Below are 25,645 nucleotides of genomic sequence, written 5' to 3' on the forward strand. Positions count from 1 at the left end.
CTCATCGCCCCGGCGAAGGCGGCCTTAGTCACGATCCGGCCGGCGCAGCCATACGTTCTTTCCGCAACGAGATCCCGCGGGCGGCTACGATCTGCCGTTTCAGTTTGAATTGCGAGACTCGACGCGGTTTAGCTCCGACGGCCAGGTGCCTGACGAAACGAACGATTCTCCCGCGAACGTCAAATTTGAGCTATCCCTGCGGATGGGGCGGCTGGCACTCGAGTGGTTTGCTGAAGAATGGGGAGGATGGCGCGATGCCGCTTGCGATCAAGGATGAGCCCGGCCCGCCATGGCTGCAGAAGGCGATAGCGCGTTGTCGCACTGCGCTGCAGGCTGCGGATTCCTCGGCAGATCGCTTGGCACTGATCCGATCGCTCGTTCGATTGCTTGGCGGCCGGCTTGACCTAGCTGCGGAATCGGTCTCCATCGCTTCGTTAGAGGCAGATTTGGTCAGCCGCTTCGGACTGGCCTTGACCAACAATGGGGAGAGCCTTCGCCTCATAGACGAAGATGATCTGCCAGATCTCCAAGGCCTCAATCACACGCTTCTGCTCGATAGCCGACCGCGTCAAGTCTATGTGCCTGGCACACCGGACGCCGCGTTGCTGCGCCACAGCAATCACGCTCAGTATCGTACCGCCGCTCAAAAGGCCGCAGTTCGAGCGCTCCTCACGCAGCCGCCCGGCTCCGGGCTCATGGTCAGCATGCCGACCGGTTCGGGCAAAAGCCTGCTCTTCCAGCTCGCTGCCAATCTTGAGCGTGAAAGCCAGCCCGGCGCATGTGCTATCGTATTGACCCCTACTGTAGCACTCGCGCTCGACCACGAGCGCACCCTGTCCGGAATGAAGGGCCTGGAGAATAGCCGGGCACTGGTCGGCGATACGCCACCTCAGGAAGTAGAAGCGATCATCAATGCGTTCAGGCGGGGCACCGTACCTGTCCTGTTGCTCTCGCCCGAAAAGGCACTGCATCCCGGGACGCTGGCTCATCTCGTCGAAGCGGCCGAGCCGCGATCCGTCGAGTTCGGCTTGGAAGCTCGGCTGACCCATGTCTTCGTGGACGAGGCGCATATAGTCGAGAGTTGGGGGCGCAGCTTTCGTCCGGACTTCCAGCGACTTCCCGCCCTGCTCCAGCGCTTGCGGCAATCGAACCCCTCGATACGCGCCGTGCTCTTGTCCGCGACATTGTCGGATAGCGCCAGGCGAGTGCTGCGAGATGGCTGGCGGCAAAGCGGAGAATGGCTTGAGGTCGATGCGCGCACACCGCGCTATGAGCACGATGTGGTGATCGGCCATTTCGGCTGGGATAGGCAACGCCAAGCCGCACTCGATCACGTCATCGACCGCGCGCCGCGGCCGCTCATCCTCTACACGACGGAAATCCAGGCAGCGCGAGATCTGTTTGATCGACTGAGACAGGAAAGAGGCTTTGGCCGGCTCGCCCTCTTTACTGGAGATACGCCAGCCCGAAGCCGCAAGCAGATTGTCGAGGATTGGGCCGCGGATCGATATGACATCATAGTCGCGACGTCCGCCTTTGGCATGGGCATCGACAAACCCGATGTTCGCTCAGTGATCCATGCCTGCCTGCCCGAAGGGCCAGCGCGCTGGTATCAGGAAATCGGACGCGCTTCGCGCGATGGGGGCCAGGGGCTGGCCGCCTGCCTGTTCACCGGCAATAATCGCGAGGGCGACATCAAACAGGCCTATGGCCTGGCAACGTCGGGCTGGCTGACACACGAACTTGCCGAGGCCCGTTGGGCAGGGCTGCTCGATGCAGCCACGAATGCACGGTGGTCGAACGACGGCAAACGGCAATTGACGATCAATCTCGACGCGTTCCGCGAGGGCCTTAAGCCGGTCGTTGGGGACTGGAACCGCGGGTGGAATATGACCCTCCTGACACTGATGCAGCGCGCGGGCGTATTGACGATCCTCGACGTGCCGAACCAGGGCGATCAGGCTGAATTTACCTGGGACATCGAGATCCTCGACTCGCAACTGCTTGACGGCCTCAAGGGCGCGAATTGGGACAAGGTAAGTGCGGTGCGCGACGCCGAAGTCGCGGACGTGCGTGATGACATGCATGTTTTCGTGGACGCGATGACCAACCCCGAGGCGACCTGCATCACGCGCGCAGCTTTTGAGTTGATCGAGCCCAAATCTTATGCGCCTCCTTGTGGACGCTGTCCCTCCTGCCGCGCGGTCGGCCTCCCGCCTCCCTCTGTGCTCGAGACTTCGGGGCTCGAAAAGGCTTGGGAAGCCCCCTACCCCCTGCAAACTGCACTACCGCCCCAGACCACGCTGATAGCTCCCACGGACCCCGAGTTTGAAAAGGGCCTAACAAGGCTTGTCACCGCATTGGCTAATGCCGGAGTGGAACAAATTATTGCGCCGAATGCCCTAGCAAACCGCATCGCTCAGGATATGCTGCCCACTGGGGCTCGATTTGGATTGGTCTTGAGCATGGGGGAATGGATTGGTGAAGCGACCTTGGCACGCCTGCCAAGCGCACTTCTATTGCCAGACGACGACAGACTAGCTGAAGCAGCACTTTCTCGCGTTGCCGCCTTTCAAGAAAACGCGGCAGTTCCCATGCTCATCGTCGCGCGCGCCGAACGAACGCTGCGCGGACGCCCCCTCCACCAGACCGTCTCGCATTACGCCTATTATGGCGAGGCGACACTCGCTGAATGGGCGATCGGATCGGACGCGGTGCAATGAGCCTGTTGTCGAGCCCGCAAGGCACGCCGGAACGCGTCTGGTCGGTGGTCGCCGGCTTGCATGCGCTTGGCGGTGACACCGACCGTGCGACATTCAATGCACTTCTCAACCCGGGCTACATCAAGGACGGGGAGGAAGTTCGCGCGAAAGACCTCCTGGCCGGCGATGCTTCGAACGCCGCTTCAGCGCTGGGCCTTATCGATCTTGCCCGCGACCAGGTGAAGCTCGGCGAAGGCTACAGCGTCACGGACTATGCGGCGCTCGCCGACCATGTTCATGATTATCTGGTCGATCTTCCCAGCGAGGACATCGAAGCGACGCTGCTCGAAGCCTATGCATGGCTCGCAGCGGAATGCGACCGGGTCGGCAATCTCGGCTGGTTTTACGACTGGCCGCAGAAGGACTTCGCCGAAAAGGCCGGCAGGGAAGGCCGCAGCGATACGAGCTTCAAGGGTTCGATCAACCCGACCAACATAACGGCCTGGCGCCGCTGGCTCACCTTCATTGGGCTCGGGGTCCCCTTGCCACTCCATCAGACCCCCGAACTGCCTGTCCCGACAATCCGCCTCGCCCGCGAGCTCGAGCGCGCATCGACCAGCGGCGAGATCAGCGCGGGAGCGGAGATCACAGCCGAAGCCTTCCTGGCATTCATTGCCAAGCACATGCCTTATCTCGACCGCGGGCGCTTATTCGTAGCGGCCTGTCAGCGCATCGGTCACCCCACACCGGCTCGCCAGGCTTCGCCCTTGCTAAGCTTGGCGCTGCGCGACCTGCACGATGAAGGTACGATCCGCCTCGCCCTGGCGGGCGATGCCGGCACCCATATCCGCCTTACTCCCGATCCCGCGCATAAATTCCAGGCATTCACTACAGTCATTGTGACGCCGGAGACGGCATCATGAACGCGTCAGTCGCTGCTTGCTGGCGCGCCGAGGATGCGCGCGCGATCTTCGTCACCGAAGCACTTGAGGGTAATGACGCGATCTTTCTCGCGACCCATTCGCCTATCGAAGGATTCAATATTGCCGGGCGCGACGCCGGCGAGATCCGCGACAGTGACGAACATGCCGTACTTGAAGCCCTTGCCGATCCGACACGCGAACATGCCTTTTGCGTGGTCCAGGGAGAGCCCGGGTCTGGTAAATCGCACCTCATTCGATGGATCGCGGTCAATTGGCCCCATGCGAACGACATCAAGCTGCTGCTGCGTCGTGCCGATGGCAGCCTGGAAGGTGCACTCAATCAGCTGAAAGGCCGCTTGCCGGCAGAGTTCGCGCCGCTTTTCGAAAATCTCGGCCGCGCGCAGCGCTTCTCGATGCAGGGCCGCGCCAATGTCTTTCTGAGCACGCTTGCGAACACCCTCGAACCCGGCCAATTCGAAAAGCCGCTCGAAGACGAGGACTGGTGTCGCCAGAATCATCCGGCCGAACTCCTGAGCCAGCCCGCGGTGAAGGCGAAATGGGCCGCGCCCGGTGCCATCCTGAGCTTGCTCGAAGGCGCCAAAGGCGAACGCAATTCCGCAACCGCGTCATTCGACCTGTTCCATATCCAGGAATTGGCCGAGATCGTCGCGACGCTGAAAGGCAGTGCCGCGATCGCCTATTCGCAGCCGCTCGCCAATCGCCTGGCACGGGAAGCGGAAGAGATCCGCGCCTATCGAGAGCAGCAATGGCTGGCAGCCGAACTCGCGAGCACATACCCCGATCGCTTCGAAAACAGCTTGATGCTGATGAACGCGCTCAACCGGCGGCGAAACGACGCAATCCAAAATGTGCTCGGCGTATCGGCGCAGGGCCTCAAGACCCTATTCCGGCAAGTCCGCGAAAAGCTCGCCGAACGCAGCCAGCGCCTCATCCTGCTTCTCGAGGATATCACCAGTTGGGAAGGCTTGGACGACAGCCTGATCGACGTGCTTGTGGTCAACGCGTCGGCGCGCGGCGACACCGAGAAGCTGGTGTGCCCGCTTATCTCTGTCGTTGGCGTGACCCCCAACTATTATGACAAGCTTCAGGGCAATTACCGCCAACGTATCACGCATGAAATTCAACTCGGCGAGGTGACCGGCAGCCTCCAAGATGTTGCGACCCTGCGCGAGAGCGATAATCGCCGACAATTCGCGGTCCGCTATTTGTCCGCGGTCCGCTCCGGTCCTGCCGCTCTTGAGCGCTGGCTCGTCGACGCGCGCGACGATCACACTCTGGCGCCTCCCAATCGCTGCGAAAGCTGCCCAAGGCAGGATCAATGTTTCGCGACGTTCGGCGCCGAGGGCTCGATCGGTCTATTTCCCTTCACCGCTCATGCCTTTGATCGCTTCTTCGAAGCGCTCAAGGACAACGACAATGGCCAGACCTGGAAAACCCCGCGCGGAATCTTGCAGGCAATCCTCAATCCCAATCTGATCCAGCCCGATACGCTCGAGGCTGGGCTCTATCCGAATGCTACGATCGAGCCTGAGGCCTTCAGCCCGGACCGGCGCTCGGCCAGGGTCATAGCGAACCGTCTGGACAAGATCGTCGAGAACGCGATCCCCAATATAAAAGAAGCTGCGCGGATGCGGCGCATGCTCGCTTATTGGGCGGACCCCGACCGCGCCGACGTGACACTGGTCGAAGGCAAGCCTGCTTTCGCCGGTGCTCCGCGCAGGCTGTATGAGGCATTTGGGCTTCCCTGGATTGGCGGGGACACTGCCAGTGCCGTGGCGCCCGTGTCGCCCTCCGAGAACTCCTACCAGAACGCAGGCTCGGATGACGGCGTGCTTGGAGAGCGCCTTCGAGAAGGCCAGGGCCCTATCCCCCCCGCCGAGGGAGAGCCCGGTTTCGGCTTGTTTGTCGTACCTGGCGCAGAGCAGCCCGAGCAGCCGCCTGCCGCAAATCCGTCGGGCTTAACCACCGCGTCGACCAGCGGCCCTCGTACGACAAGACCTCCCCTGACGCCGCCCAAGCCGCAGCGGCTCATGCAGAAGAAGAGCCAGCTCGAAACCATGCGGGATCAGATACGCACCTGGGTAACGGGTGAACGTATCGATGATGCCAATCAATGGAATCAGCTGCTCTATGATTTGATTTCCAGTCTCGACCCGCGCCGGCTCGGATACCCCCGCGCGCTGATCGCCAAGGTGATCACCACGGAAATGGTCAAGCTGGAGGGCACAACCAGCGGCGCGCGCGACTATTTGCTCATCAAACCCGAGCCCTGGGTACGCGATGGCCTTGAGGCCTATCTGGCCCTTCGGCTCGATGCCGGGCGATCAAGTGACGATGACGCCTTCCATCGAGGGCGCCTGGCAGCGCTGATGCGCGGATTGGAGACGCAAGCACGTCGCTATCTTGCCCGCCGCATTCCGTCAGCCGGCGACGGTAGCCTCTGGTCGCCCGTCGCCACCTTCGCACAGATCTTGCTCGCGCGTGCCTGGGCGCGCGGTACGACACGCCCGGACGCTCCAATCGTTGAGCAGATGCGTACGGTTCTGAGCGATGAAGCCGATCCGGAAAGCGGTATCGCCAGCCGCAGCGCACCATGGCAAGACTGGCTAAGCGCCACTCGCAGAGCCCAGGAACCGCTCCTCGCGCATCTGCGGATCATGGTGGGCCTCGGGATTTCGGAAGGCAGTGGCGGCGCTCCGCTCACGGACGCGAGCGAACTTGCCGGCGCAGTGGTTCGCCTCGCACAGACCGGCAAATTCGACCCGTTCCCCGACGCTGAGGCAGCGCTCCCTGAACCCTTCGCCCGCGCTCGCGATCTCGCTCAACACTGGTCCGAGAAGCGCGCCCAGATCGAGCGCACCGAGTTCGCGCAAATAGAGAATCGTGCAAGCAGCCTGGACAAGCTGCTGCGCAACAAGAGCGTTGCTGCCCATCTCACCAGGCTGGACGACTGCATCACCGGTATCTCGAATTTGCTACCAAGCGCAGTGCCGGACCGTGTCACCAACTGGAAAACCATATATCCTCGCGTACAACAGCGGCTCGAAGACGGCGCCGGCCGCCGTGTCGAAGATTTGATCATCGCTCTGGAAGCGGAAGAAGCACCCACCAAGCCCACGCTTCGCCTGGGCTGGCTGGCGGCCGCCCCTGCTCGAGATTTGGAGGATTTGCTCGGGGCGGCAATGACAGGCGAGAAACTCGTTGAATCGCTACGAGACTTTGCCCGCGATTGCGTGTCGGAAGCCGGCGGCATGGGCTCGCTGGCCCAGGTAAAGGCTGCCGGGCGGGCCATCCGCGCCGCCGTTGGCGACATCGAGAAGGCTGAGGCAGCCGAATGAGCGATATATTGGAAGATGCCGAGAGGCTGCTCGCGCAATTGCCTGACGCGGTCGATCGGCGCCGCCTTGGGCAAAGGCTGAGCCAGGCGCTGGTATCGCTGCGAACCGTCGATCATCAAGTCGCACGGATGACCGCACTGATCGAACTTGCACCGATGATCGAGTTCGGCGCTACCGAAGAGCAGCGCGAAGCACGCGAGGAAATGATCGAGATCGCGACCGACCTCGGTGAAATGCTCGAGAAAGCCGATAGCGAGGAGGCGCTGCGGCTCGCGATCCATGAATATGACAATGGCCTGCCGCCGGCGATCCGCGGGTTCGAGCAGCATATTCGCGAGCGCTGGCGTGTCGTCGTCGGTGAACGCTTCGCGCCGATGGTTGGCATAGGCCAGCTACTCAGCGCGATGAATGTCCCCGACGACCTTGGCGGACGGCTCGCTGCCTGCGGCAATCAGGCAAAGAACACCGCAAGCCTCGGCACGGTCACTGACCTGCTCCCACAGGTCCGCTGCCTGATGAACGACTACGCGACACTTCAAGCCGAACGTGCGCGCGAGATCGGTGAGGACGAAGTGGGCGAATTCATCAACGCGCTCGCTGAGCGACGCGCAACGCTCGCGATGGTCACAGACAAGGTCCGTGCCTGGCTCGAAGCGCATGAGGCGCTTGATAGGCTCGGCGTCAACACGCGCTAGACGGCATCAACAGTCCGGAAGCCACGTCCAGACTAGCTTTTGATAGCTGAGCTTCCGGGACGATATCAGGTCCTCTAGCCCAAGAACCGCGCCAGCAGGCTGCGCGATACACTCGCTTCCATGAGGCTATCATGCATCAGGTCGCTGGGCTGGTGCACGCAGGCGCGGCAACCATCGACGCAAAGCGGCGCACCGAGCCGGAATACCTGCTCGGCAAGTTGCGCATCGGCACCCAACGATCCCTGCGCATTGGGATCGAAGGCTTCGAAGGCTGCACGGAGCCTCTGCAACACCGGCGCTGTACCGGCGATCGCCTCGCCGACAGCGGCCGACGCGAGTTCCCAGCCTTCCAGCGGACGCTGCAATCTGCCGGCCAGTCTCGCCCGCACATTCTCTAGGTCCTCGGCGATATCATAGAGCGCGAAGGGCTCCGCCTCGATCGCCTCCCGATCGAAAAGAATACGGACCAAAACGGCGGGAAGCGGAGCGTCGGTGCCGAGTTCGGCGCCAATCGCAGCGAGTGCCGCCGGATCGCGGGCATCGGCCTCGCGCCAACGCGAATGCTCATCGTGCAGCGACCAAAAGCGGCGAACCAGCGCATCCTCTTCCGCATTGCGGCATGCTTCCAAAAAGCCGCGCGCGACCAAGGCCTGAGCTTCATCCCATCCGTCGATAATGCCGCGGATCGTTCCGTCGCCACCCGCCCCTGCTTCGCAAACCGTGATCACCGTGCCCGCGTCTGAATCGAATTGGAGCGGCAATGCCACATGGGCGAGCAACTTGCGCTCATCGCCTTGTCCCACCTGAGAAACCAGCGCTTTCAATCGCAGGGCCAGGCTATGAAGCAGCGCGCTGCGAAGATAAGCCGGCAAGGCCTCATCATCGCGAATTTCCTGAAGACTCTCTTGCAGCAGTTGCTGGAAATCATCCGTCGCAAGTAGATCACCCGCGCGGCGGACACGTGCCTCCGTCATAAGCGGATGCTGGCCCAGCAGCTGATTGCGAATATCGAGGAAGAAGTCACGAAGTGCCGTGCCTTCCCAGAATCGCAACAGCCGCACCAATTGCCCCCTCAACTGGCTGTCGCCTATCGCTGCCGCAATCAAAGTGGCGGCAAGGCGCAAATCATGACCAGGCAAGCCGATCGCGCGGCCGCGGCTCTCTATCCGAAATCGAAGGAGCCGCGCCTTAACCGCTTCGCGTGCGCCTGGCGCATCCTCGAACGAAGCCATGACAGCGTCGACCGTATCGGTGACCCGCCCATCATCGACGGCAATTCGTAGCCCCTCGGTCTCCACTCGGTACCCATGGAGAAGCGGCAAGCCATCCTTTGGATCAGTGAAGATCTGCGATCGCCCGAGCGGAGGCGTCTTCGGCACGTCAAATCGCAACTCGCTGTCCGCACCCCAGAATACCCGCGCGACACGCAGACCAGCGGTCCCGGCACTAGCCGGTCCACTGATATGCGCATCCGCCATGAGACGCCCTGGTTCGCCCAAAATGCCTACTGCGCGCGCAAGCTTCGGGTCAGCTTCCACCAGCAGAAAGCCGCGCAAAAAGGCGTTGCTGTCATGGCGCACCGGCAAGTCGCGCTCCTGGATCGGCCGAAGCTGCGGATCGGCATCGGGTGCGAAGCCAATCTCGGGCGTCCAAAAGGCGCCCGCCATCCAGCCGACGCGTTCGAGCGTCGCCTGGGTGGGGCGACAGAGCGAAATATGGCATTCGCCAAGTTCGGCACGCGCCTCGATCGGTAATTGGGACAGAACCGCTTCGCTTGAATCAGCGAGCGCCTGCCGCTCAGCATGGTTATAATCGTCCGCGGCCAGCCAGGGCGCCCTGCCATCGACAGGAGGCCGCCAATGCACGACGCCAGCACTATAGCGCCGGGTCGCGTTGCCAGGAGCAATCGTCGCGAGCGCCAGACCGATATCTTCGGAGCCACCGCCCGATACTTCCGGCCCGATGACCCGAACTGCCGGCAGATTTATGGTGTCGAAGAGCAAATTTGGCACCCAGACAAGCGCCGCGCGCCAATCACTGAAATATCGCGCCTGAACCGGTCCTTGCGCGGCAAGAGCCAAGGCCCAGAAAGCCTCCGGGTCAGCCGCGCCGAATTCTCGCCAGATCCCCTCGCCCAGGCTCGCTTCGACGAGCAAACCTGCCTGACGCAACGCCGATGGGCTGAACGGCCTGGACGGATCGGCACTATTTTGGGCAAGTCCGTCAAGCAAAGCGCATAGCGCCTGGCCGCGCCGTACGAAGAAATTGTCCGCATTGAGCGGAATTTGAAACCCGCTCGGCGCAATCATTTCGGCAGGACGGCGGAACCACCAATTGTCGCGAGGAGAGAAAATCGACAAGGTGACCGCGGTGGTCGGCCGATCGTCCAGACCGCGGCCGCCGCGCCCCTTACGCTGCACGAAGCTCGCCAGATTCTGGGGCGCATAGTGCTGGTACACCAAAGTGATATCGGGATCGTCATAGCCGACCTCGAGCGAAGATGTCGCGAACACGACATCGGCACCCTTTACCAGCGCTTCCGCATCGCTGCTGGTACCAGAGTAGATTGGCGTACGCGCAACATTGAGCGGGTCCCCGGGCGCCCGGTGGCCCAGGGCGCCGCACTGACGAGCATCATTGGCAGCGAACCACCAGCATTCGCCATCGGCGAAGCGATCGCAGCCGATCGGCTGTCCGCAGCAACGCGTCTGCGGCTGCCCCGTCGGATCATCGCCATAGTTGGTGGTGCGTAGCGAGGCCAATTCCTTGCCCTCTTCGGCATCGCTATAAGCGCCGTGCAACCGTCGCATCTTGTCGATCGAGTCGAAGAAGACGAGACTGCGATATCCTCCCTCCGAGCCTGTCCGACGGCGCATGCCGTGACCAAGGCACATCAGGCTTTGGATAGTCGTCGATGCACCCGCGATATCGGCGCCGCGGGATTCGACTTCGGGCTGGATGAAATAGAAAGTCTCGCGGCCCCGAGGATTCTCTTTCTGCTCCTCCATCTCGGGTCGAATGACGCGCACATCGTCGCGTCCGATGAGTCGCCCCCAAGCCTCACCGGGCTCGGAGATGGTCGCACTCATGCCAATCGCGAGCATATCGGGCGCGTTCGGCGCATTGCGAGCCGCGCGCGCTGCCAATCTACGTAGCGTCAGCCCGACCTGAGCACCGTGGATATGGGTGTAGAGGTGGATCTCGTCGGCGAGCAGCGCACGTGGAGGTGCAAAGCCGCTGTGATCGCCGAACAGGGAGCCATAGCGTGGATCGTGCAGCCATTGATGAAGGCTGTCGGTCGTCGGGAGGAACAAGGCAGGCGGTCGTTCACGCAATCCCTGCTTGGAGCCAACCCAGCCATCAAATCGCCAGTCGCCCTTTCCGCAGACCAGCGCATCCGCCCCTTCCCGACCTGCGCCGGGCCGCAGGTGGAGCGCATGCCCGCAAGACGGACAAGCAAAGAAGGGAAACAGAAATTGATCGGGCCCAGCGCTGCGCCAGGCCTCGTGATAGCGCGCATGCATGCCTGCGAAGCTGTCAGGCACATCCGAGACCTGCAGACCCAGAGTCAGCAGAGGCATATTGGGTATGCTTGCTGTGGCCGCGAGATAGCCGGCTAGGCGCTGTGCCTGGTTAGCCGCGAGCCTGACGCGCGGATAAGCCAACACGGCGCGCGTACCCTGGATGCCGGCCAGCCGATCGGCCAGGGCACCAGCAATAAGCGGCAAGGCCGCGGCTTCCGTCTTGCCTGATCCGGTGTCGGCCGCGATTGCGAGGCTCGCGCTACCGTCGCCGCGCCATGCCGCCAATCCTTCGATAAGCCCCTTCGCCTGAAAGCGCGCCAATGCCGCGCCCTCGCCCCAGATTCCGCCCAGGGCGCGTTCGAGCCCCAAAAGGGCTTCTACTTGAGTGGCATTCGCGCCTTCGCGAGCCGCTTCGAATACGCTCTCAAGCGATTCACTGCGGTCAGGCTTACGACGATTGCGAAGCTCGAGCTTCAGGTTACGAACGAGGAAGGGCCGCGTTGCGGCGTCGTCGGCCTTGAAGCGCTGCTTGATGTGCCGGACTTCGCGGGCGAGTTCGCCTACCCGGCTGCGCACGCGCCCATCTTCGGCTAGCATGAGATAGCCCTGAGCCTCCAGGCGTGACAGCGCCGCCAAGGCTTGACCGGCGGAAATCCCTGATTGCCTCGCCAAGTCTACTACCGAGACCCATGCATCGAATACGCCGAAATTGATCCGCGCCGCTTCGATATCCTCGAGTCGGTTGAGCAAGATGAAGTCTGCGGTATCGAGTGACGGCGCAGGATCTTGAGATTCAGCAGGCAACTCGGTAGCGGCCTTCGCCATCGCCAAGGTCGTACTTCCATTGACCGTGTCTAGGATCACAAGCCCTTCGGCTTGAAGGAGTTGGATCACGGGGAGCAGTGAATCGCGACCGGCCTCGTCCATCCAGGCGAAGCGGTCGCGGACCCGGTCATAGAAACAATGCTTGCCCGAGCGCTCCTCGCGAATGAGCCCGGCGACACGAAGGCGAACCGTTCCGATATCGACAGGATAGACTTGGCGCGCCCTCTCGAAGGGTCTGGCCAGCCAGAACTGGCCCTTCTTACCGTCACGCTGGTGCAGCGAAATCCAACCCAAGCTATGAAGGTGCCGGCAGGGCTCGAAAGGCTCGAGGGAAAGCGCCATCGCGCGCTTGACCTCGAACAGTGCAGCGGAGGCGAAATCGCCCCGCGCCACGACCCCGCGTATCGCCTGCAAAACACCTTCGAGTTCCGGTGTCATAGTCAGGCTGGGCGGCGGCACCGCGACATCAGGCGTCAGATCGACATCGTAAGTCGCCCCCTCAAAGCCGCGGGCGCGCAGTTGCGCTTTGATCTGCCGACCCTGAGGCCCTTCGAGCACCGTATCGGCAAGCGGTTCGCATGCGAAGACGAACTCACGCAGGAGCTCGGCCTTGTCCATCGTCTCCTGCTCACCCGGAACCGCTTCGAGCAAGCGCCGGCTGATCAGCAGCACGAGCTTGTTGCGCGCGCGTGTCGAAGCGACGTTCAGCCGCTCCGATGAGAAGATAAACTCACCTTCTGCAACGGCGAATTCGGGATCGGCGACGCAATAAGAGAGGATCACCGCATCGCGTTCTTTGCCTTGGATGCGGTCGACCGTCTCGACAAAGGCGTCGCTGCGCAGATTCTCTGGCAGCAACCCCCGGATCGCAGCATTTTGTGCCCGGTGCGGGCTCACGATGGCGGCGATCTCTTTCCAGAACCTGTCGGCATCCGGCGGGCTCCCGTTTCCACTGTCGATGCGTTCGGCAAGTGCCTGGGCGATCCGCGCAGCGATGCGCGCTTCGAAAGGGTTCGACGTCGCGGCCGCCGGGCCATCATGAACCAGCACCACGATCGGCAAGGCCGGGTCAAGTGCCACGCGCGTGACAAGATCCAACCCATCTGACCAATCGGGCAATAACGCGAGCCTGGCCTCGGGGACGGCGGACACATATCTGCCCGGATAGAATTTGCGCTCAGGGAAGTGTGCAAGCGGCGCGTTCAGCCGAAAAGTCTCTTCAAGCGGGAACTCGGCGACTTCGGCCGATTTGAGAAATGCGTAGAGCGATCCCCCGACTTCGCGCCCCTCGACCTTTGTCGAGCGCATCGCGCGTACCGGCGGCAATTGCTGATCGTCACCTGAAACGACGATGCGGCAGTCAGGCGCCATCCCGGCCAGCGCCATCAGTCCCTGACCAAGCACGAGCTGAGACGCTTCGTCGATGCAAATGAGATCGAACAGCGGCGCGGTATAGCCATCGGCGCTCGCGACCGCGCCCGAGCCGATCAGACGATAAAGGGACCAGATCGTTGCACCGATCACCGCACGGCCAGTGGCAAGTGCCGCTGCGACTTCGGCCTCGTCACCTCGGCCAATGTGCGCCACGCCCGGCGACAAGCCACTCGATGGGGGATCCCCATAGAATATTGGCGGCGGTGCGCTCGGATCGTGGAGCGCTTGGCGCTTGGCGACCGCGTCCAGCACATTGCCCACAGCGTTTTTTGTGAATGCCGTGACGAAGGTCCGCGCCGGTTTATCCGACATACCGCGCACCGCGCCATGACCGGTGATCAGCCAGGACAGAAGGTGCGTCTTGCCGGTGCCCGGCGGGCCAAGCACCAGCCCTGCCCTGTTGGTGGCCAGCCCGCGCCAGGCCGCGTCCTGTGCGGGGCGCAACGACCGGTCGCCATTTGCTTCGATCGAAGGGATCGCAAAGTTGACGAGCCCGTCGGTCCAGAGTTCGGGCTCGCTGGCCGTTGCCGCGAAAGCGCGCGGATCACGCAGAAAAGCGAGGACGTCGTCGCGCGTGGTCATGGATTGGCGCCCGTACCAAGAAACGAGAGATAGGCGTCGGCTTTGGGAGAATTGTAATCAACGAAGCTTTGGTCGAGCCACCAATTCTGTTCGCCGGCACGCTGACGCAGGCCCTGGAACACCGCCCCTCGGAAATTGCCGATAAAGACACGAACCCGCAGGATATTAGCTCCGTCGCCCGTCCCCGCATCGAGCAGGTCGCAACCGACATTGCGCCACAGACGTGGCTCCAGCAGCAGGTCCGGTTCACCGTCGGTCAGAATCAATCCCATGGCGCCGCTTGCAAGATCAGCATCCTCGCATTCGCGCGGGATCGCGAAGGTAAGATAGGCGAACCGCCCCTTCTCACTCACGCGCAACAATCGCATCGGTCCGATCGAACGGCCAGCGTCCCGGCGAACGCGCGCGGGCTGAGCAAGCTTGATCATCGTCTCGAGCAGGCCGGATCGGTTTTCCAGAAGCTCGAATGCGCGCAAGACGTCGAGGTCGCCGGCGTCGAGAGGATCAAAGCTCGCCTGGAGCCGGAACGGCTGTTTTCGGAGGCGGAGCATCTCGGGATCTCCGCGCTCGACGCGCTCGCGGTGCTCGGCGAGCAGCCATTCGGCGATCGCTTGCGTGGCATTGAGACGCGCGGTGACATCGCTGCGAACCTTTTCCGCATCGACGGTTTCGCGGCCTTCGCGCAGATCGCGGCTGATATCGAGCGCGAGCAATGCAGAGAAAGGTCGCTCGAACCCAGTCTGCGGAAAATAAGGGGCAGCGATACTCCCCTCACGCGCCAACGCCTGGGATACCTGCCGCAGATCATAGGAGACCGTCACCGGCACGGCGATCAACTGCTCGACCACACTGCGTAGTGCGGTGGCAGGTAGATGCTGCATGCCTCGAAATTCGGGCTCCGGAATTACTTCCTCGGGGGGAAAGAGGCGGACCATGTGTAGCAGGCCGCCCCGGACTCGAGGATCGCCCAGATGGCGCTTGACCGCATTTTGCAGTGAAACCGCTTCGCTCGCCTCATAGAGGAAGATGTGCGCGAACTGGGCCGCCGGATCGGAGTCGGCCAGCCCGGCATTGTGCGCATCGATCGCTTGCAGGTCCGCGATCAGTCTCGAAAAGATCCGCACCAGGGCATCGGCTTCACTCGCGCGGTCAGACGCCGCGAGAACTTCGATATGATCGACCACGCCGGTGTCATCGACCCGGCGATAGCCCAGCGTCACCAACGTGTCGTCGACGGGATCGTTATCGGCGACGAGATAGATCGCAGTATCGACGCGTGGCGGCATCAGAAAACTATGCGGCTCGCTTCCGGGCCCGATCCTATCATCGCGCAGGGCCTTAGCTCTGGCGATCAGCGTATCGGCACGCTTCGACAGAGACCAGCCCGCGCCATCAATTCGGCCAAGGGCACTGCCCATGCTGGCAAGGGCCTGGACAGTGCCGACGCCATTGGCGAGCAAGGTTCTCTTCGCCTCATGGCTAAGCCCGGCTACTGCCGATACGTCACGGCGTTCTGGCCGGCGGTTCGGGCCGACGGCCTCGCCGCAATGGGGCAGGTAGCCGCACTGCTCGCATTTGAAATAGACGTGGAAGAAGGTCTCATCGTCCCCTGGCACGACTTTTCGAGCGGCAATCCCGGGCAGGGTATTTGTGCAAAAATCCTGGACGAGGCGAACATAGGGAGCGAGCGCAAAACTGTCTTCGCTCCATCGATCCCCTTCCGCTGACCCATCATCTGGTATGCGCCAGATTTGGCCTTCGACATCGATCGCCGCGGCAATACCCAGTTCTTCGAGCATCTCCCGCAGCAGCAGCACATAGAAGGCGACTTGCGTCTTATGAAAGGCCCGCGCCGCGCGCGTCGCCTTGATATCGATGACGCGGAAGCGGAGTCCGTCAGGCGTCTTCTCGCGACGGATCAGGTCCGCATAGCTGTTGCGCATGCGGATATCGCCCGTGCCTCCAACAAATCTGGGCCGGCGCTCAGGGCGCAAATTGACCTGGGCTGCATATTCCGCACTGCCTTCACCACGGAGAAAGGCAATCGTCTCGTGCGCGGGGAGACCACCATCCTTGCCCCGCGGCGGTCGCAAGACGCCAGTCTGCCGGGCCAGCCGCGCGACGACACGATCCTCGAAATCGATCCCCAGAACGGCCCAGGGTTGCTCGCGATCGTCTTTGGCGATCGGGATCGCGGCGAGTTCTTTGGGGTCCATGATCTCGTAGCGCGTCTTGCGCTCGCACCGATACTGGAACCAGGATTTGATTGTGGAGCCGCTTAGCCCGGTAGCCATTGTCCCCCCTGCCCTTGGCAGAAGGTTCTAGCGCAACGCGTAGGATTTCCAACCATTTGCGCGAAGATCGCAGGCCGGACAGTCGCCGCAGCCATAGCCCCAGGCGTGGAGCACATCATGCTCGCCCTTGTAGCAAGTATGGGTGGCGGTCCGAACGAGTTCGACCAACTCCAACCCACCTAGCTCTTCCGCCAAGGACCAAGTCGCAGCCTTGTCGAGCCACATCAGCGGCGTCTCCACGATGAAGCGACTATCCATGCCAAGATTCAAGCTCACCTGGAGTGACTTGAGGGTGTCGTCGCGGCAATCAGGATAGCCCGAATAATCGGTCTCGCACATGCCACCGACCAGATGGCGCAGATCCCGGCGATACCCGAGGGCCGCGGCCAGCGTGAAGAACAGCAGGTTGCGCCCAGGCACAAAAGTGTTGGGCAACCCGTCTTCCCGCATCGCGATCTCTGCGGCGCTGGTAAGGGCCGTATCGCTGATCTGCCCTAGGATCGAGAGATCGAGCATATGGTCGGGCCCAAGCCGCGCACCCCAATCGGCGCGAAGGCCAGCCAGGCTCTCCCGAAACGCAGCTCTGCCCTCCAGCTCGATGCGGTGGCGCTGGCCATAGTCGAACCCGATCGTCTCGACCCGCTCGAAGCGCTCAAGCGCCCAGGCAAGGCATGTCGCGCTGTCCTGTCCGCCAGAGAAAAGAACCAGGGCCCCTTCGCTCATGCGACGGCTTCCTCACCCCAATAGCTGCAGGCCTCGCCGCTCGAGTCCCGGTAGACGCTGATTTTGTGCAGATTGGCGATAGCCGGGCGCAAGCGATCCCATATCCAACGGCTGAGATTCTCCATTGTCGCCGGGCCGAGATCATTAATCTCGTCAAGGAAGCGATGGTCGAGCGCATCACGTGCGTCTTCCATCGCGCGCTGGAGCATACCCAGGTCGATGAGCATCCCGGTCGTGGGGTCCGGGCGTCCGCGCACGGTAACTTCGGCGCGGTAGCTGTGGCCATGGATGCGGCGACTGGATTCGGTCTCAATCGAGCGCTCCAGGGTGTGTGCGGCGTCGAAGCGGAACTGCTTGCTCAGTTCAAACATCAGCGGATCCCGATCATTTTGTGCGACTGAATAGAGAGCCTCCAGCGCGGGTTTTCGGTGCAAAATGCAATCGCCGCGGCCAGATTGGCATCGGCCTCGGCAGAGTCCATCGGCTGCAGAAAAAAGTGGTGGAAATCGAGATGTTCGAAGCGGCCGGGCGCTGCCTTGGCCTGGGGATAAACGAGCTTCAATTCATGGCCCGCGGTCAGGACGATTTGGCTGTCTGCCTTAGGCGACACGCAAATCCAGTCGATGCCGGCGGGCGCGACCTGCGTCCCATTGGTCTCGACGCCGATCTCGAACCCACTGTCGTGCAATGCGGAGATGAGCGCGTCATCGACCTGGAGCAAGGGCTCGCCCCCGGTCAGCACGACGTAACGCCGGACCGGGCTCTCGCCCCATTCGTCCGCGATCGCTTGCGCCAGGCTTTCGGCGGTAGCGAACCGCCCCCCGCCGGAGCCGTCCATCCCGACAAAATCGGTATCGCAGAAGCTGCACTGAGCCGTCGCCCGGTCGCGTTCCAGGCCCGACCACAAATTGCAGCCCGTGAAGCGGCAAAAGACCGCGGCACGGCCGGCCTGGGCGCCTTCGCCCTGCAGCGTCTTGAAGATCTCTTTGACCGCGTAGCTCATTGGCTTGCAGCCTCTTCCGGCGGGCCTTCGGCGCTGGCTTTGGCGCGACGGCGCAGGTCGGACTTCACGATACCCACCAGGTAATGTTTGAGCAGCGCGATATCGTGGTTGAGATTCTGGAGGCTGTTCCAACGCCTGATCTCATCGCCGAAGTCCCATTCGCCTGAGGTCCAGGCAGTGCGCCCGCGAAGGCACAGGAGACCCTCTTCGAAATCGCCGATCGAACGCGCATCAGCACGCTCGGCGAGGACCTCCATGACATCGCCAAGAGCCTGAATGCCCGCCCCGTGGAGCAGGCGCGACGTCGCAGGCTTATGGCCGTGCCAGTCACCTGGAAACACGCGTTTTACCGCGTCGAAGAAGTTCGACATGATCTCCACGCATTTCTGCTCACCACGGGGCATGTTGATAAAGTCACGCATCACGCCGTTGGTGAGCGATTCCATCACGACCTTCTGAATAAGCGTGTCTGCAATTATCCCATCGGGCATCGTATGCTGTTTGATACGGCCCTTGAGCGCGGTCTTCTCGTTGTTGAGGCGCGCCGTAATCGAGGCCGCGGTTGAACGTCGGGCCATGCGCGGCGGCAAATCATCCACCGTCGGCAGCAGCTCGTAAATCAGGGATTTCGGCAGAGGCTTGGTGTTATTGATCAGCACAAACTGGCGCCGGAGCTCGGCCTCATCGCGGCAGATCAGCGCCGAGACAAACACCTCGAACTCGCGGTCGAGTTCGGCAAGGGCCGAGAGCCGCTGCTGACCGTCCACGACCAAGCCTGGTGCGCCGTCGCTGACATCGATGCTCAGCATCGCAGCGCCGTCCTTCGCCGAGACCGTGACGCCATCGATAAACGCAACCACGATCGCATTCGGTAGCACAGCATTCGGCTTTTCGAGATAATCGCGGATCTCGCGGATATGCGCTGCGACCTGAGGACGCTGGAACCCGCTGAGCTCCCCTTCCGCGTTGCGGCCGATCCGGTCGATCGTCGCAAAGCGCAGAATGTCACCGGCCTTAGCCGCGAAAGTGAAGAGCTGATGCTCAACGCTCTGTCGCGCACAAACGGCGAGGTAAGTCATCGGATCGGTCAATTGCACGCTTCAAATCCAATCGTTCGATATGGTCGTGGTAGATGGCGAGGTTATGGATACCGCGCCGCTTGTTTCGGTTGCTGCCCCGGAAGATGATCACCTCCACCCCGGCAGTGGTGCAGATCGAGCAGCCGCATTGCTTCCAGGGCTTCTCGGTCAGGGTTTCGCGATAGCGCTCGCCCAGCCGGGCAAGCGCGACGCTGCCCGTACAGTCGGGATAGGGCTTCTCTTCGACGAGCGGCGCGCTGTAGACGAGGACTGCCTGCAGGACGTCCTCGATACTGGCGCCGCCAGCGTCATAGGCCCTGAGCGCCGAAAGCGCGGCGCTTTCCATTACCACCAGATCCTCGGCACGGAACTGGCCCTTCTTGACTGCGCGCTGGAGTTTGGGGTTCTCGAGGGCCTGCGGGATGCGGATCGAGGTATAGTAACGCAGCCCACCGCCTGCGCGCGGCAGGTAATAATTTTGTTTCGCATCCTTGAACGCGCGGATTAGCGGCGAGGTCGTGTCGAAGCTCGAAATGTCATAGCCGTGGAAGCTGTCGATATCCTCCGCCTTGGCGAAGCCGAGAATATGGATGCGGGTCTCTTGCGGGATCGTATCCCGGATTGCCTCCAGGCAGAGCTTGATCTCGGGGGATTTGAGCGGGACCATGCCGCCCAGCGCCAGATAGCCATAGCCCATCGCAACCAGGCGTCGCGCGGCCTCAGCCATGCTATCGGGTGACCAGCCCTGGACGACACCCATCGGGGTGAAGCTCGCATCCATCGCCAGCGCCTCGCGGCGGAAGGCATCGGCGTTCTCCAGCGTGATCTCGAACCGCGCCTTCGCATCGTCGCTGCCGCCGCCCATGCCCTTGGCGGCCGGGTCGAAGTCGAAGATGATATGATCGACCGACGCGCCGTGGGTGAAGCCGCATTCGTCGTAGAATTCGGCCATTTCCACCGCGCTGTACGGGGGCCGCTCCTCCTGGACATAGGTGAAGGCGCCGCAGTCGCCGAAAATATCCAGATCCTTGAACTGCGGCTTGTCGAGCCGAAGGAATTTTCGGGCGCCGACGAGGTGGAAACGCCGGGCCTGACTCGAAGTGTATTTCCCCTTGACCCTGTGGTCGCCGATGATCCCGCGCGAAACCAGCACGCCGTCATACGGTGCATAGCCGAGAATCTCGTGCGGATAGGCGTCGTCCCAATAGGGCTGACGCTCGGCCGGGCTGCGATCGGCAATGAAGTCGAACGCCGGATCCACATAGTCCAAGCTGTCGGCGAAAATGAACTTCATGCTTTCACCCGCGCCAGCTTACGGTCGATGCGGCACAGATGCTCGGCGAGCTTCTGGATTTCGTTGGTCATGGATTGAACCTGATTCCATTTCAGGCCAAGTTCCTCCCACACTCCGCTCGTCCAGCGACAGTGCGGCGCCAAGCGCTCGAGCGACGCGCGAACCTCCTTTTCGGGGTCCGCGGTGCTATCCGCCCGAACCATGATCTGGTCCATCAGCACGCCCATCGCGCGAATGCCCGCCGAGTGCATGAGCCGGCTTTGGGTCGATTTCTTCCCCCAGGCCTCGGGAAAGGCGTCGCGCACCGCGCTCCAGTAGGTGAACAGCGTCCGGTACATCGCGTCGGTATCGACCTCATCGCCGCCGCGATATTGCGACAGCGCACCCATAGACGATTTCAGATTCTGACCAATCGCCGCGCGCAGCGAGGAATCGGTGATGACGCCCGCATTTGCCGGGTCGGACTTGCGCTTTAGCATCTTGTAGAACGGCGAGTTGGGATCCTTGGCCAGCTCATCGGTGAGCACGCTCGGCAGTCGGCGCTCCTCCAGATCCTGCGGCAGCAAGCCCCCGACTTGAGGCAGCAATTCGTCGATCAGTCGCGCCGAGAGCGGCCTCGCCTTGTTGACGAGGATGAACTGCTCGCGGGCGGTCGCAAGGTCCGCGCTCAAAAAGCCCACGACCGGCACGACATGCGTATCATTCCTGGCCTGGGCGAGCGCAAGTGAGCGCTGCTGACCATCAACGATCCACGCGGCGCGCTTTCCCTGATCGCGCACGGGGATGGTGATCACGCCGCCATCGCTGATGTCCGAGCAATCCTTGACCCCGCGTCCGCGGACCGCTCGAAAAGAGACATCCGACGAGAAGGCCAAAATGATCGCGTTGGGGAAGAGCACGGAGCCCGAATCGAGAAACTCGGTGATCGAGCGGACATGATCCTTGATCTCCGGTCGCTGAAAACCCTCGAGTTCGTCGTTCGAGCGCCCGACACGGTTGATGTCGGCGATCCGCGCCACATCGGCGCCGCGCAGAAAAAACGAAAAGACCTCGATGCCGTCGCCTTGGCGGGTGCGCGTCGCCCGGACCCGCAATTTTTCCTGCGTCTTCTTCATGCGCCCCCGCTCCGCGCCGCACGCATATCGCGCATCAGGCCGGCGAACCGGCCTTGCTCGCAGGCTATCCCCAGATCGTCGCGAAGGAGCCGGAGCATCCGGGTGGATCGCCCGCCTGTCGCATCCCAATGCGCACTTAGAATATCGCGAAGCTCCGCATCGGTCTTCCGGGCACCCATGGTCCGCGACGGGAAGGTCCAATCTGCCAGCGCATTTTCGACCGCCGCGGCATGCCGCTCGACCGTTTCGCCCTCTTTACCTGGCAGGAGTTGCGTCGCGAAATGCCGCATGGCTCTCGGCGCGAAGTTCGATCGCGTGCCTCTGAACGGGCTCGAGGGGCCGTCCAATCGATCGTCATAAGGCATTTGCAGATGCGCAAGCACTCGCGGCACGCGCGATCCGGAGAATAGGCGGACCCGACCGAGCACATCTTCCGGGAGGGACAACAGGTCATCCCGCACCATCTCGAGGTACGCCTGCGAGAGCCCGATAAGGCATGGACCGTCGATTGACTGAATCGCAGCCTTGAGAGATCGGGCAAATGGCGACCGTTCTTGTAGCCAGCGCCACCACAAACTCGCCTTGGCGCCGTCGCGAAGCTTAGCGAGAATATCATCCTCGCCCATCAGCACCGAAGCCGCATAATTCGGAACCCGAGCGTCCGCCGAAATCAGCCCGAGTCCGGCCGAGACGATTAGATGGGGATAACCTGAGTCCAGCGCGGCGCGCCGGCTTTCGGCGTGGCTAGCGCCCTGATAGAGCTTCGCCGCATCCGTCAGCGCCGTGACCCCGCGCAGTGCGGCTATCCAGTTGCCGCCGACGACTTCCAGCGTGCCAGAGGGCATATCCGCTGCGCGCACCTGTGCCCCACCCATCTTTTTCTTGGTACAGGCACTGACGACAAGAGGCATGGCATAAACTACGGCAAATTCGAGCAATGCAATGTCATATACTCGATCAGTCGTGCAATCCAGTCTGCATTTACTCCTCTCCTTCGCGATTGGCAGGGCCACTTTACCGCACAATGGACTTGGAGTGCGTCGCACAACCAAGCGAAAAGAGCGAAAAGATCGCCTAGGATGTGCGGACACGTCGTCGGTGGCAGCCGCTTCGAGCCGAGGTGGTTCTGGTCGGCGTCGGCGAGGATCAGCTAGTGCGCATGGGGTCGTCAAACTGGTCAATCTCGTGGCGGCCGGCCAGGACCGGCAGATACCAGCCCCAGCAGGTCGACGAAGACGGCTTACTGGCTTCGAACATAGCGCGCATCACGGCAGTACTGGGGGCGCTGGCGTCGTATTGGATGAACGACGGGTCGGGCTCGCCCGGCTGTGGCGGGTCGATACTGCTCTTGGGCGCAGTGGATGACCACTCCCCAGAAATGGGGAGTTTACCTGCGCATCGCATCTGTGAAGGTGAGCGCCCCGTCATAGAGGGCGTGGATCGCGAGCTGGTCTCGTTGAAGAAACAGTAGCGCTTCCGCGCCTCTTTCATGTGTTGGAGCCGTCCCATGGCCGATGCCGAGAATCTGCGCCGTCTCCCCCTCCGACTTGCCTCCGGCTGCCCGGTAGATGCAGTCGCGCTGGCGATCGCTGAGCCGCGGACGGACGGCATCGGTTCGCTGGATGTCGGACAGGCGACGCGCGCCGTCGAAATTCGCGGTTTCGATAGGGGTGGCGAACTCTCGTGCTGTCGCGCCTCCCGTGGGCAACGCGATACCGATGAAGGACGTGCCCCGAGCTGCTGTGTCGGTGACCGAACCCTGCGCTGTCCGCGCCCGGCGCATTCCCGTCGCCGCCGCGGTCGGACCGATAGGACGCCGCGCTTGATCCGGTTCTGGGGGCTTGGCGAATGCGCTTGGCAAGAGCTGGAGCCTAGTCGCTTGGGCACAAGGCTTTTACTCCGGCATGCCGGCAATGGCGCCGGCGTCTGACCGTCGTCCTGACTGGCGGGACAGCGCGCCCTACCGCGCGCTGGCCGGGATCGATCGCGCCGGGCTCGCCTGGGAATGGCTGCGCCGCGATCCCGCCTATGTGGCGCTCAGCGCGCGGCTGCGGCGCGTCGGGGTCGGGACGCCGCTGCATCTGGAAATGGAGGCGGACGCCCGGGCTTTCGGCCTGTGCTTTCGCCGAGGACGCCGACCGTCCGGCGCCCGAGGCGCGCCTGTTGTGGCATGCGGACCTTGATCCCTTCGTGCTGCGGGTCCGCGCGGTGCCGAGTGCTGGCTCGGATCCCGAGGCGATCGACCTTGCCCGCTTGGCGCGCTGGGCAACGATCGTGCGCGGCGGCGGCCGCGAGCATGTCGCCCTGTCCGATGGCTGGCACCGCATCCGGATCGATGTGGTCGAAGGAACGCTCGTCGAGGAAGGACCGGCCCGGCTCGACTATCTGCTATCGGGACTGACCCGCGTCGAGGCGCCGGTGCTGACCCTGCGGCGCATGCTGGGCCTGTGGCGCACCGGCCGGTTCGCGCGGCTGCTCTATCCGACCGAGCCCGGCCTGCCGCGGCGTCTCGAGACGCTTCGGGTCGGGGACGCGATCGCCGCGGGCGCCTCCTATCGCGAGATGGCGGTTGCGCTTTATGGCGAGGAACGGGTTCGCTCGGAGTGGAAAGGGCGCTCCGATTTCCTGATGTCGCGCGTGCGACGGCGCGTGGCCGAGGCCAGGGCGATGGCGGCGGGGGGATGGCGGGCACTACTTGGCACTTGATGCGTGCCCCTGCCTGGGTCGGGGCGAAGGCGGTACGCCAGCCGGGCCGGGGGCGCTTCGCGGACAAGGCCGATACTGTGCCGGGTCGGGCGGGCGCTGTGGGCGGCACAGGGCTCGCGAACTCCTTCTGCCTCTACGGCACATCTGTCTGGACAGGCGGACGATTCGTACCGTTAGGGTTATCCCTGCATCGCCAAGTCGCAAGTCCGCGCGGCGCAGGTCGCGCGCGCCAGCTCGACTGCGGCGAACAGCCTGAGCCGGTGATGGATCTGCGGGTTCCAGCGGATGGCCGGCCCGGCATGGGTCGTCCACAGGCCGGCACGCGCCGCCGCCGCCAGGATCTTCGCCACCTGCATGCGCGAGACGTGGAGGCGGCGCGCGAGATCGCCGACCCGGATCGCGACCGGCGCGCCCGGTGGCACCTGCTCCGACAGCGCCAGCAGGTGGAAGAGCAGCATATAGCCTGCCACGCGGTCGGCGAAGGGCGCCAGCTCGGGAAAAGCCTGGCGCGGCATGCGGTTCTCCTCGAGGAGCGGCGCGACCAGCTGGTCGAGATAGACCGGCACTATCCGATCGGGCCGCGCCGCGGCGGCCGGCAGCGGGCCGAGCAGGGCCGCCGCGTCGAGCCGGGCGACGAGGCCGGCGACCAGATAGTCGGTCAGCGGCCCTGCCGGGACCAGGCGCCGCGACCGCGCATCGGGCAGGGCCGCCTCGCAGACGAAGCCGAAATGCAGCAGCACGTCGAGGATCGACCCGATGCCCCGGCGGGTCCCCAGCCCCGCCCGCTCCGCCAGCCCGGTCAGCATCGCCCGGGTCGGCGCCGGCCCGAGCGCGCTTCGGAAGCGACCGTCGAAATAGACGACCAGCGCCGCGACGCCGTAGCGGCGATGCTGCCCGATCGCGCGGGCGCAGGACCGGTTCGCCTCGGAGATCGCGAGCAGGTTGCCGCCGAGACGGACGAGCGCCGCACCGAAGGCCGGATGCGAGAAAAGGCGCATTGCCTCCTCCATCCACTCCGCTGCCCGCGCGAACACAGGTGCGGGCGCGCAGGTCGCCGTCGCGTCGTCTGCCGCGGCGGATATGCCACCAAAGTTACGTTGCAGATCGGTCCTCCGCACGTAGCATGTGCCGGTCGACCAAGACTATTGCCCGCCGGAAAGCCGGGCCAGACCAGTTCATGATTGGCGGGGCCTTAAGCACCGCCCGACGATCGCGGCGGCTCGTTATCGCCGAACCCGTCGGCGGGTCGCGGACGGGTGGTGCGGGGCGCCCGGACACGGGAACCGCGTCGTGCCGCGGGGTGCGCCGACGGCGCCGGGCCTGGGTCCTTCGGCCGGGGGACCGGCACCGGCCATGCCGGGTGCTTCGCCGGAGCTCGAATATTTGA

The 25,645-nt window shown here is 63.2% G+C and carries 17 protein-coding genes; 6 read left to right on the plus strand and 11 right to left on the minus strand.

All coding sequences use genetic code 11. The features are described from left to right. The first annotated feature begins 254 nt into the window (after nucleotides 1–254). Genes ACEN8G_RS15395 through ACEN8G_RS15410 form a run of 4 tightly spaced genes read left to right on the plus strand, consistent with a single transcriptional unit; the run spans nucleotide 255 to nucleotide 7,679 of the window. The gene (locus ACEN8G_RS15395; protein ID WP_413413704.1) at nucleotides 255–2,723 is read left to right on the plus strand and encodes a DEAD/DEAH box helicase; all 2,469 of its coding nucleotides are present in this window, start codon (nucleotides 255–257) and stop codon (nucleotides 2,721–2,723) included. After that, nucleotides 2,720–3,625 carry a hypothetical protein gene (locus tag ACEN8G_RS15400; RefSeq protein ID WP_413413705.1) on the plus strand — a complete coding sequence of 302 codons (906 nt, stop codon included), beginning with the start codon at nucleotides 2,720–2,722 and terminating at the stop codon, nucleotides 3,623–3,625. Before ACEN8G_RS15395 ends, ACEN8G_RS15400 begins: the two co-directional genes overlap by 4 nt. Continuing rightward, nucleotides 3,622–6,984, plus strand: coding sequence for a hypothetical protein (locus ACEN8G_RS15405; RefSeq protein WP_413413706.1), 3,363 nt, complete (start codon nucleotides 3,622–3,624; stop codon nucleotides 6,982–6,984). Before ACEN8G_RS15400 ends, ACEN8G_RS15405 begins: the two co-directional genes overlap by 4 nt. Next, nucleotides 6,981–7,679: a hypothetical protein gene (locus ACEN8G_RS15410; protein ID WP_413413708.1), complete on the plus strand. Its 699-nt coding sequence runs from the start codon at nucleotides 6,981–6,983 to the stop codon at nucleotides 7,677–7,679. Before ACEN8G_RS15405 ends, ACEN8G_RS15410 begins: the two co-directional genes overlap by 4 nt. A gap of 74 nt (nucleotides 7,680–7,753) precedes the next feature. On the opposite strand, the gene ACEN8G_RS15415 is transcribed toward ACEN8G_RS15410, so the two are convergent. The 10 genes from ACEN8G_RS15415 to ACEN8G_RS15460 form a co-directional block, all read right to left on the minus strand. Further along, nucleotides 7,754–14,044 carry an AAA domain-containing protein gene (locus ACEN8G_RS15415; RefSeq protein ID WP_413413710.1) on the minus strand — a complete coding sequence of 2,097 codons (6,291 nt, stop codon included), beginning with the start codon at nucleotides 14,042–14,044 and terminating at the stop codon, nucleotides 7,754–7,756. After that, complete coding sequence (locus tag ACEN8G_RS15420; protein ID WP_413413711.1) at nucleotides 14,041–16,338, minus strand: PD-(D/E)XK nuclease family protein; 2,298 nt, start codon at nucleotides 16,336–16,338, stop codon at nucleotides 14,041–14,043. Before ACEN8G_RS15420 ends, ACEN8G_RS15415 begins: the two co-directional genes overlap by 4 nt. A gap of 27 nt (nucleotides 16,339–16,365) precedes the next feature. After that, a complete protein-coding gene (gene queC, locus ACEN8G_RS15425) occupies nucleotides 16,366–17,061 on the minus strand; it encodes a 7-cyano-7-deazaguanine synthase QueC (RefSeq protein WP_413413712.1) in 696 nt (231 codons plus the stop codon). Further along, on the minus strand, nucleotides 17,058–17,432 hold the full coding sequence (locus tag ACEN8G_RS15430) for a 6-pyruvoyl trahydropterin synthase family protein (RefSeq protein ID WP_413413713.1): 375 nt from the start codon (nucleotides 17,430–17,432) through the stop codon (nucleotides 17,058–17,060). Before ACEN8G_RS15430 ends, queC begins: the two co-directional genes overlap by 4 nt. Next, nucleotides 17,432–18,064 (minus strand): 7-carboxy-7-deazaguanine synthase, encoded by a 633-nt coding sequence (gene queE, locus ACEN8G_RS15435; RefSeq protein WP_413413714.1) that lies wholly within the window; start codon nucleotides 18,062–18,064, stop codon nucleotides 17,432–17,434. The genes ACEN8G_RS15430 and queE overlap by 1 nt, the downstream gene beginning before the upstream one ends. Then, complete coding sequence (gene dbpB, locus ACEN8G_RS15440; protein WP_413413715.1) at nucleotides 18,061–19,155, minus strand: DGQHR domain-containing protein DpdB; 1,095 nt, start codon at nucleotides 19,153–19,155, stop codon at nucleotides 18,061–18,063. Before dbpB (ACEN8G_RS15440) ends, queE begins: the two co-directional genes overlap by 4 nt. Beyond that, nucleotides 19,106–20,437: a tRNA-guanine transglycosylase DpdA gene (dpdA, locus tag ACEN8G_RS15445; RefSeq protein ID WP_413413716.1), complete on the minus strand. Its 1,332-nt coding sequence runs from the start codon at nucleotides 20,435–20,437 to the stop codon at nucleotides 19,106–19,108. Before dpdA ends, dbpB (ACEN8G_RS15440) begins: the two co-directional genes overlap by 50 nt. Next, nucleotides 20,434–21,552 (minus strand): DGQHR domain-containing protein DpdB, encoded by a 1,119-nt coding sequence (gene dbpB, locus ACEN8G_RS15450; protein ID WP_413413717.1) that lies wholly within the window; start codon nucleotides 21,550–21,552, stop codon nucleotides 20,434–20,436. Before dbpB (ACEN8G_RS15450) ends, dpdA begins: the two co-directional genes overlap by 4 nt. Next, complete coding sequence (locus tag ACEN8G_RS15455; protein WP_413413718.1) at nucleotides 21,549–22,490, minus strand: hypothetical protein; 942 nt, start codon at nucleotides 22,488–22,490, stop codon at nucleotides 21,549–21,551. The genes dbpB (ACEN8G_RS15450) and ACEN8G_RS15455 overlap by 4 nt, the downstream gene beginning before the upstream one ends. 449 nt (nucleotides 22,491–22,939) lie before the next feature. Next, on the minus strand, nucleotides 22,940–23,335 hold the full coding sequence (locus ACEN8G_RS15460; RefSeq protein ID WP_413413719.1) for a hypothetical protein: 396 nt from the start codon (nucleotides 23,333–23,335) through the stop codon (nucleotides 22,940–22,942). Between the two features lie 121 nt (nucleotides 23,336–23,456). Here ACEN8G_RS15460 and ACEN8G_RS15465 point away from each other — a divergent pair, with 121 nt between their 5' ends. Beyond that, on the plus strand, nucleotides 23,457–23,735 hold the full coding sequence (locus ACEN8G_RS15465; RefSeq protein ID WP_413740616.1) for a transcriptional regulator domain-containing protein: 279 nt from the start codon (nucleotides 23,457–23,459) through the stop codon (nucleotides 23,733–23,735). After that, entirely contained in the window at nucleotides 23,716–24,258 is a 543-nt protein-coding gene (locus ACEN8G_RS15470) for a DNA -binding domain-containing protein (RefSeq protein ID WP_413413721.1), read from the plus strand. The genes ACEN8G_RS15465 and ACEN8G_RS15470 overlap by 20 nt, the downstream gene beginning before the upstream one ends. 179 nt (nucleotides 24,259–24,437) lie before the next feature. Here ACEN8G_RS15470 and ACEN8G_RS15475 read toward each other — a convergent pair whose 3' ends face one another. Next, nucleotides 24,438–25,256 carry a hypothetical protein gene (locus tag ACEN8G_RS15475; protein WP_413413722.1) on the minus strand — a complete coding sequence of 273 codons (819 nt, stop codon included), beginning with the start codon at nucleotides 25,254–25,256 and terminating at the stop codon, nucleotides 24,438–24,440. Nucleotides 25,257–25,645 lie beyond the last annotated feature (389 nt).

Source organism: Sphingomonas sp. Sphisp66 (genome assembly GCF_047324325.1).
In the GTDB taxonomy this organism is placed as follows: Bacteria; Pseudomonadota; Alphaproteobacteria; order Sphingomonadales; family Sphingomonadaceae; genus Sphingomonas.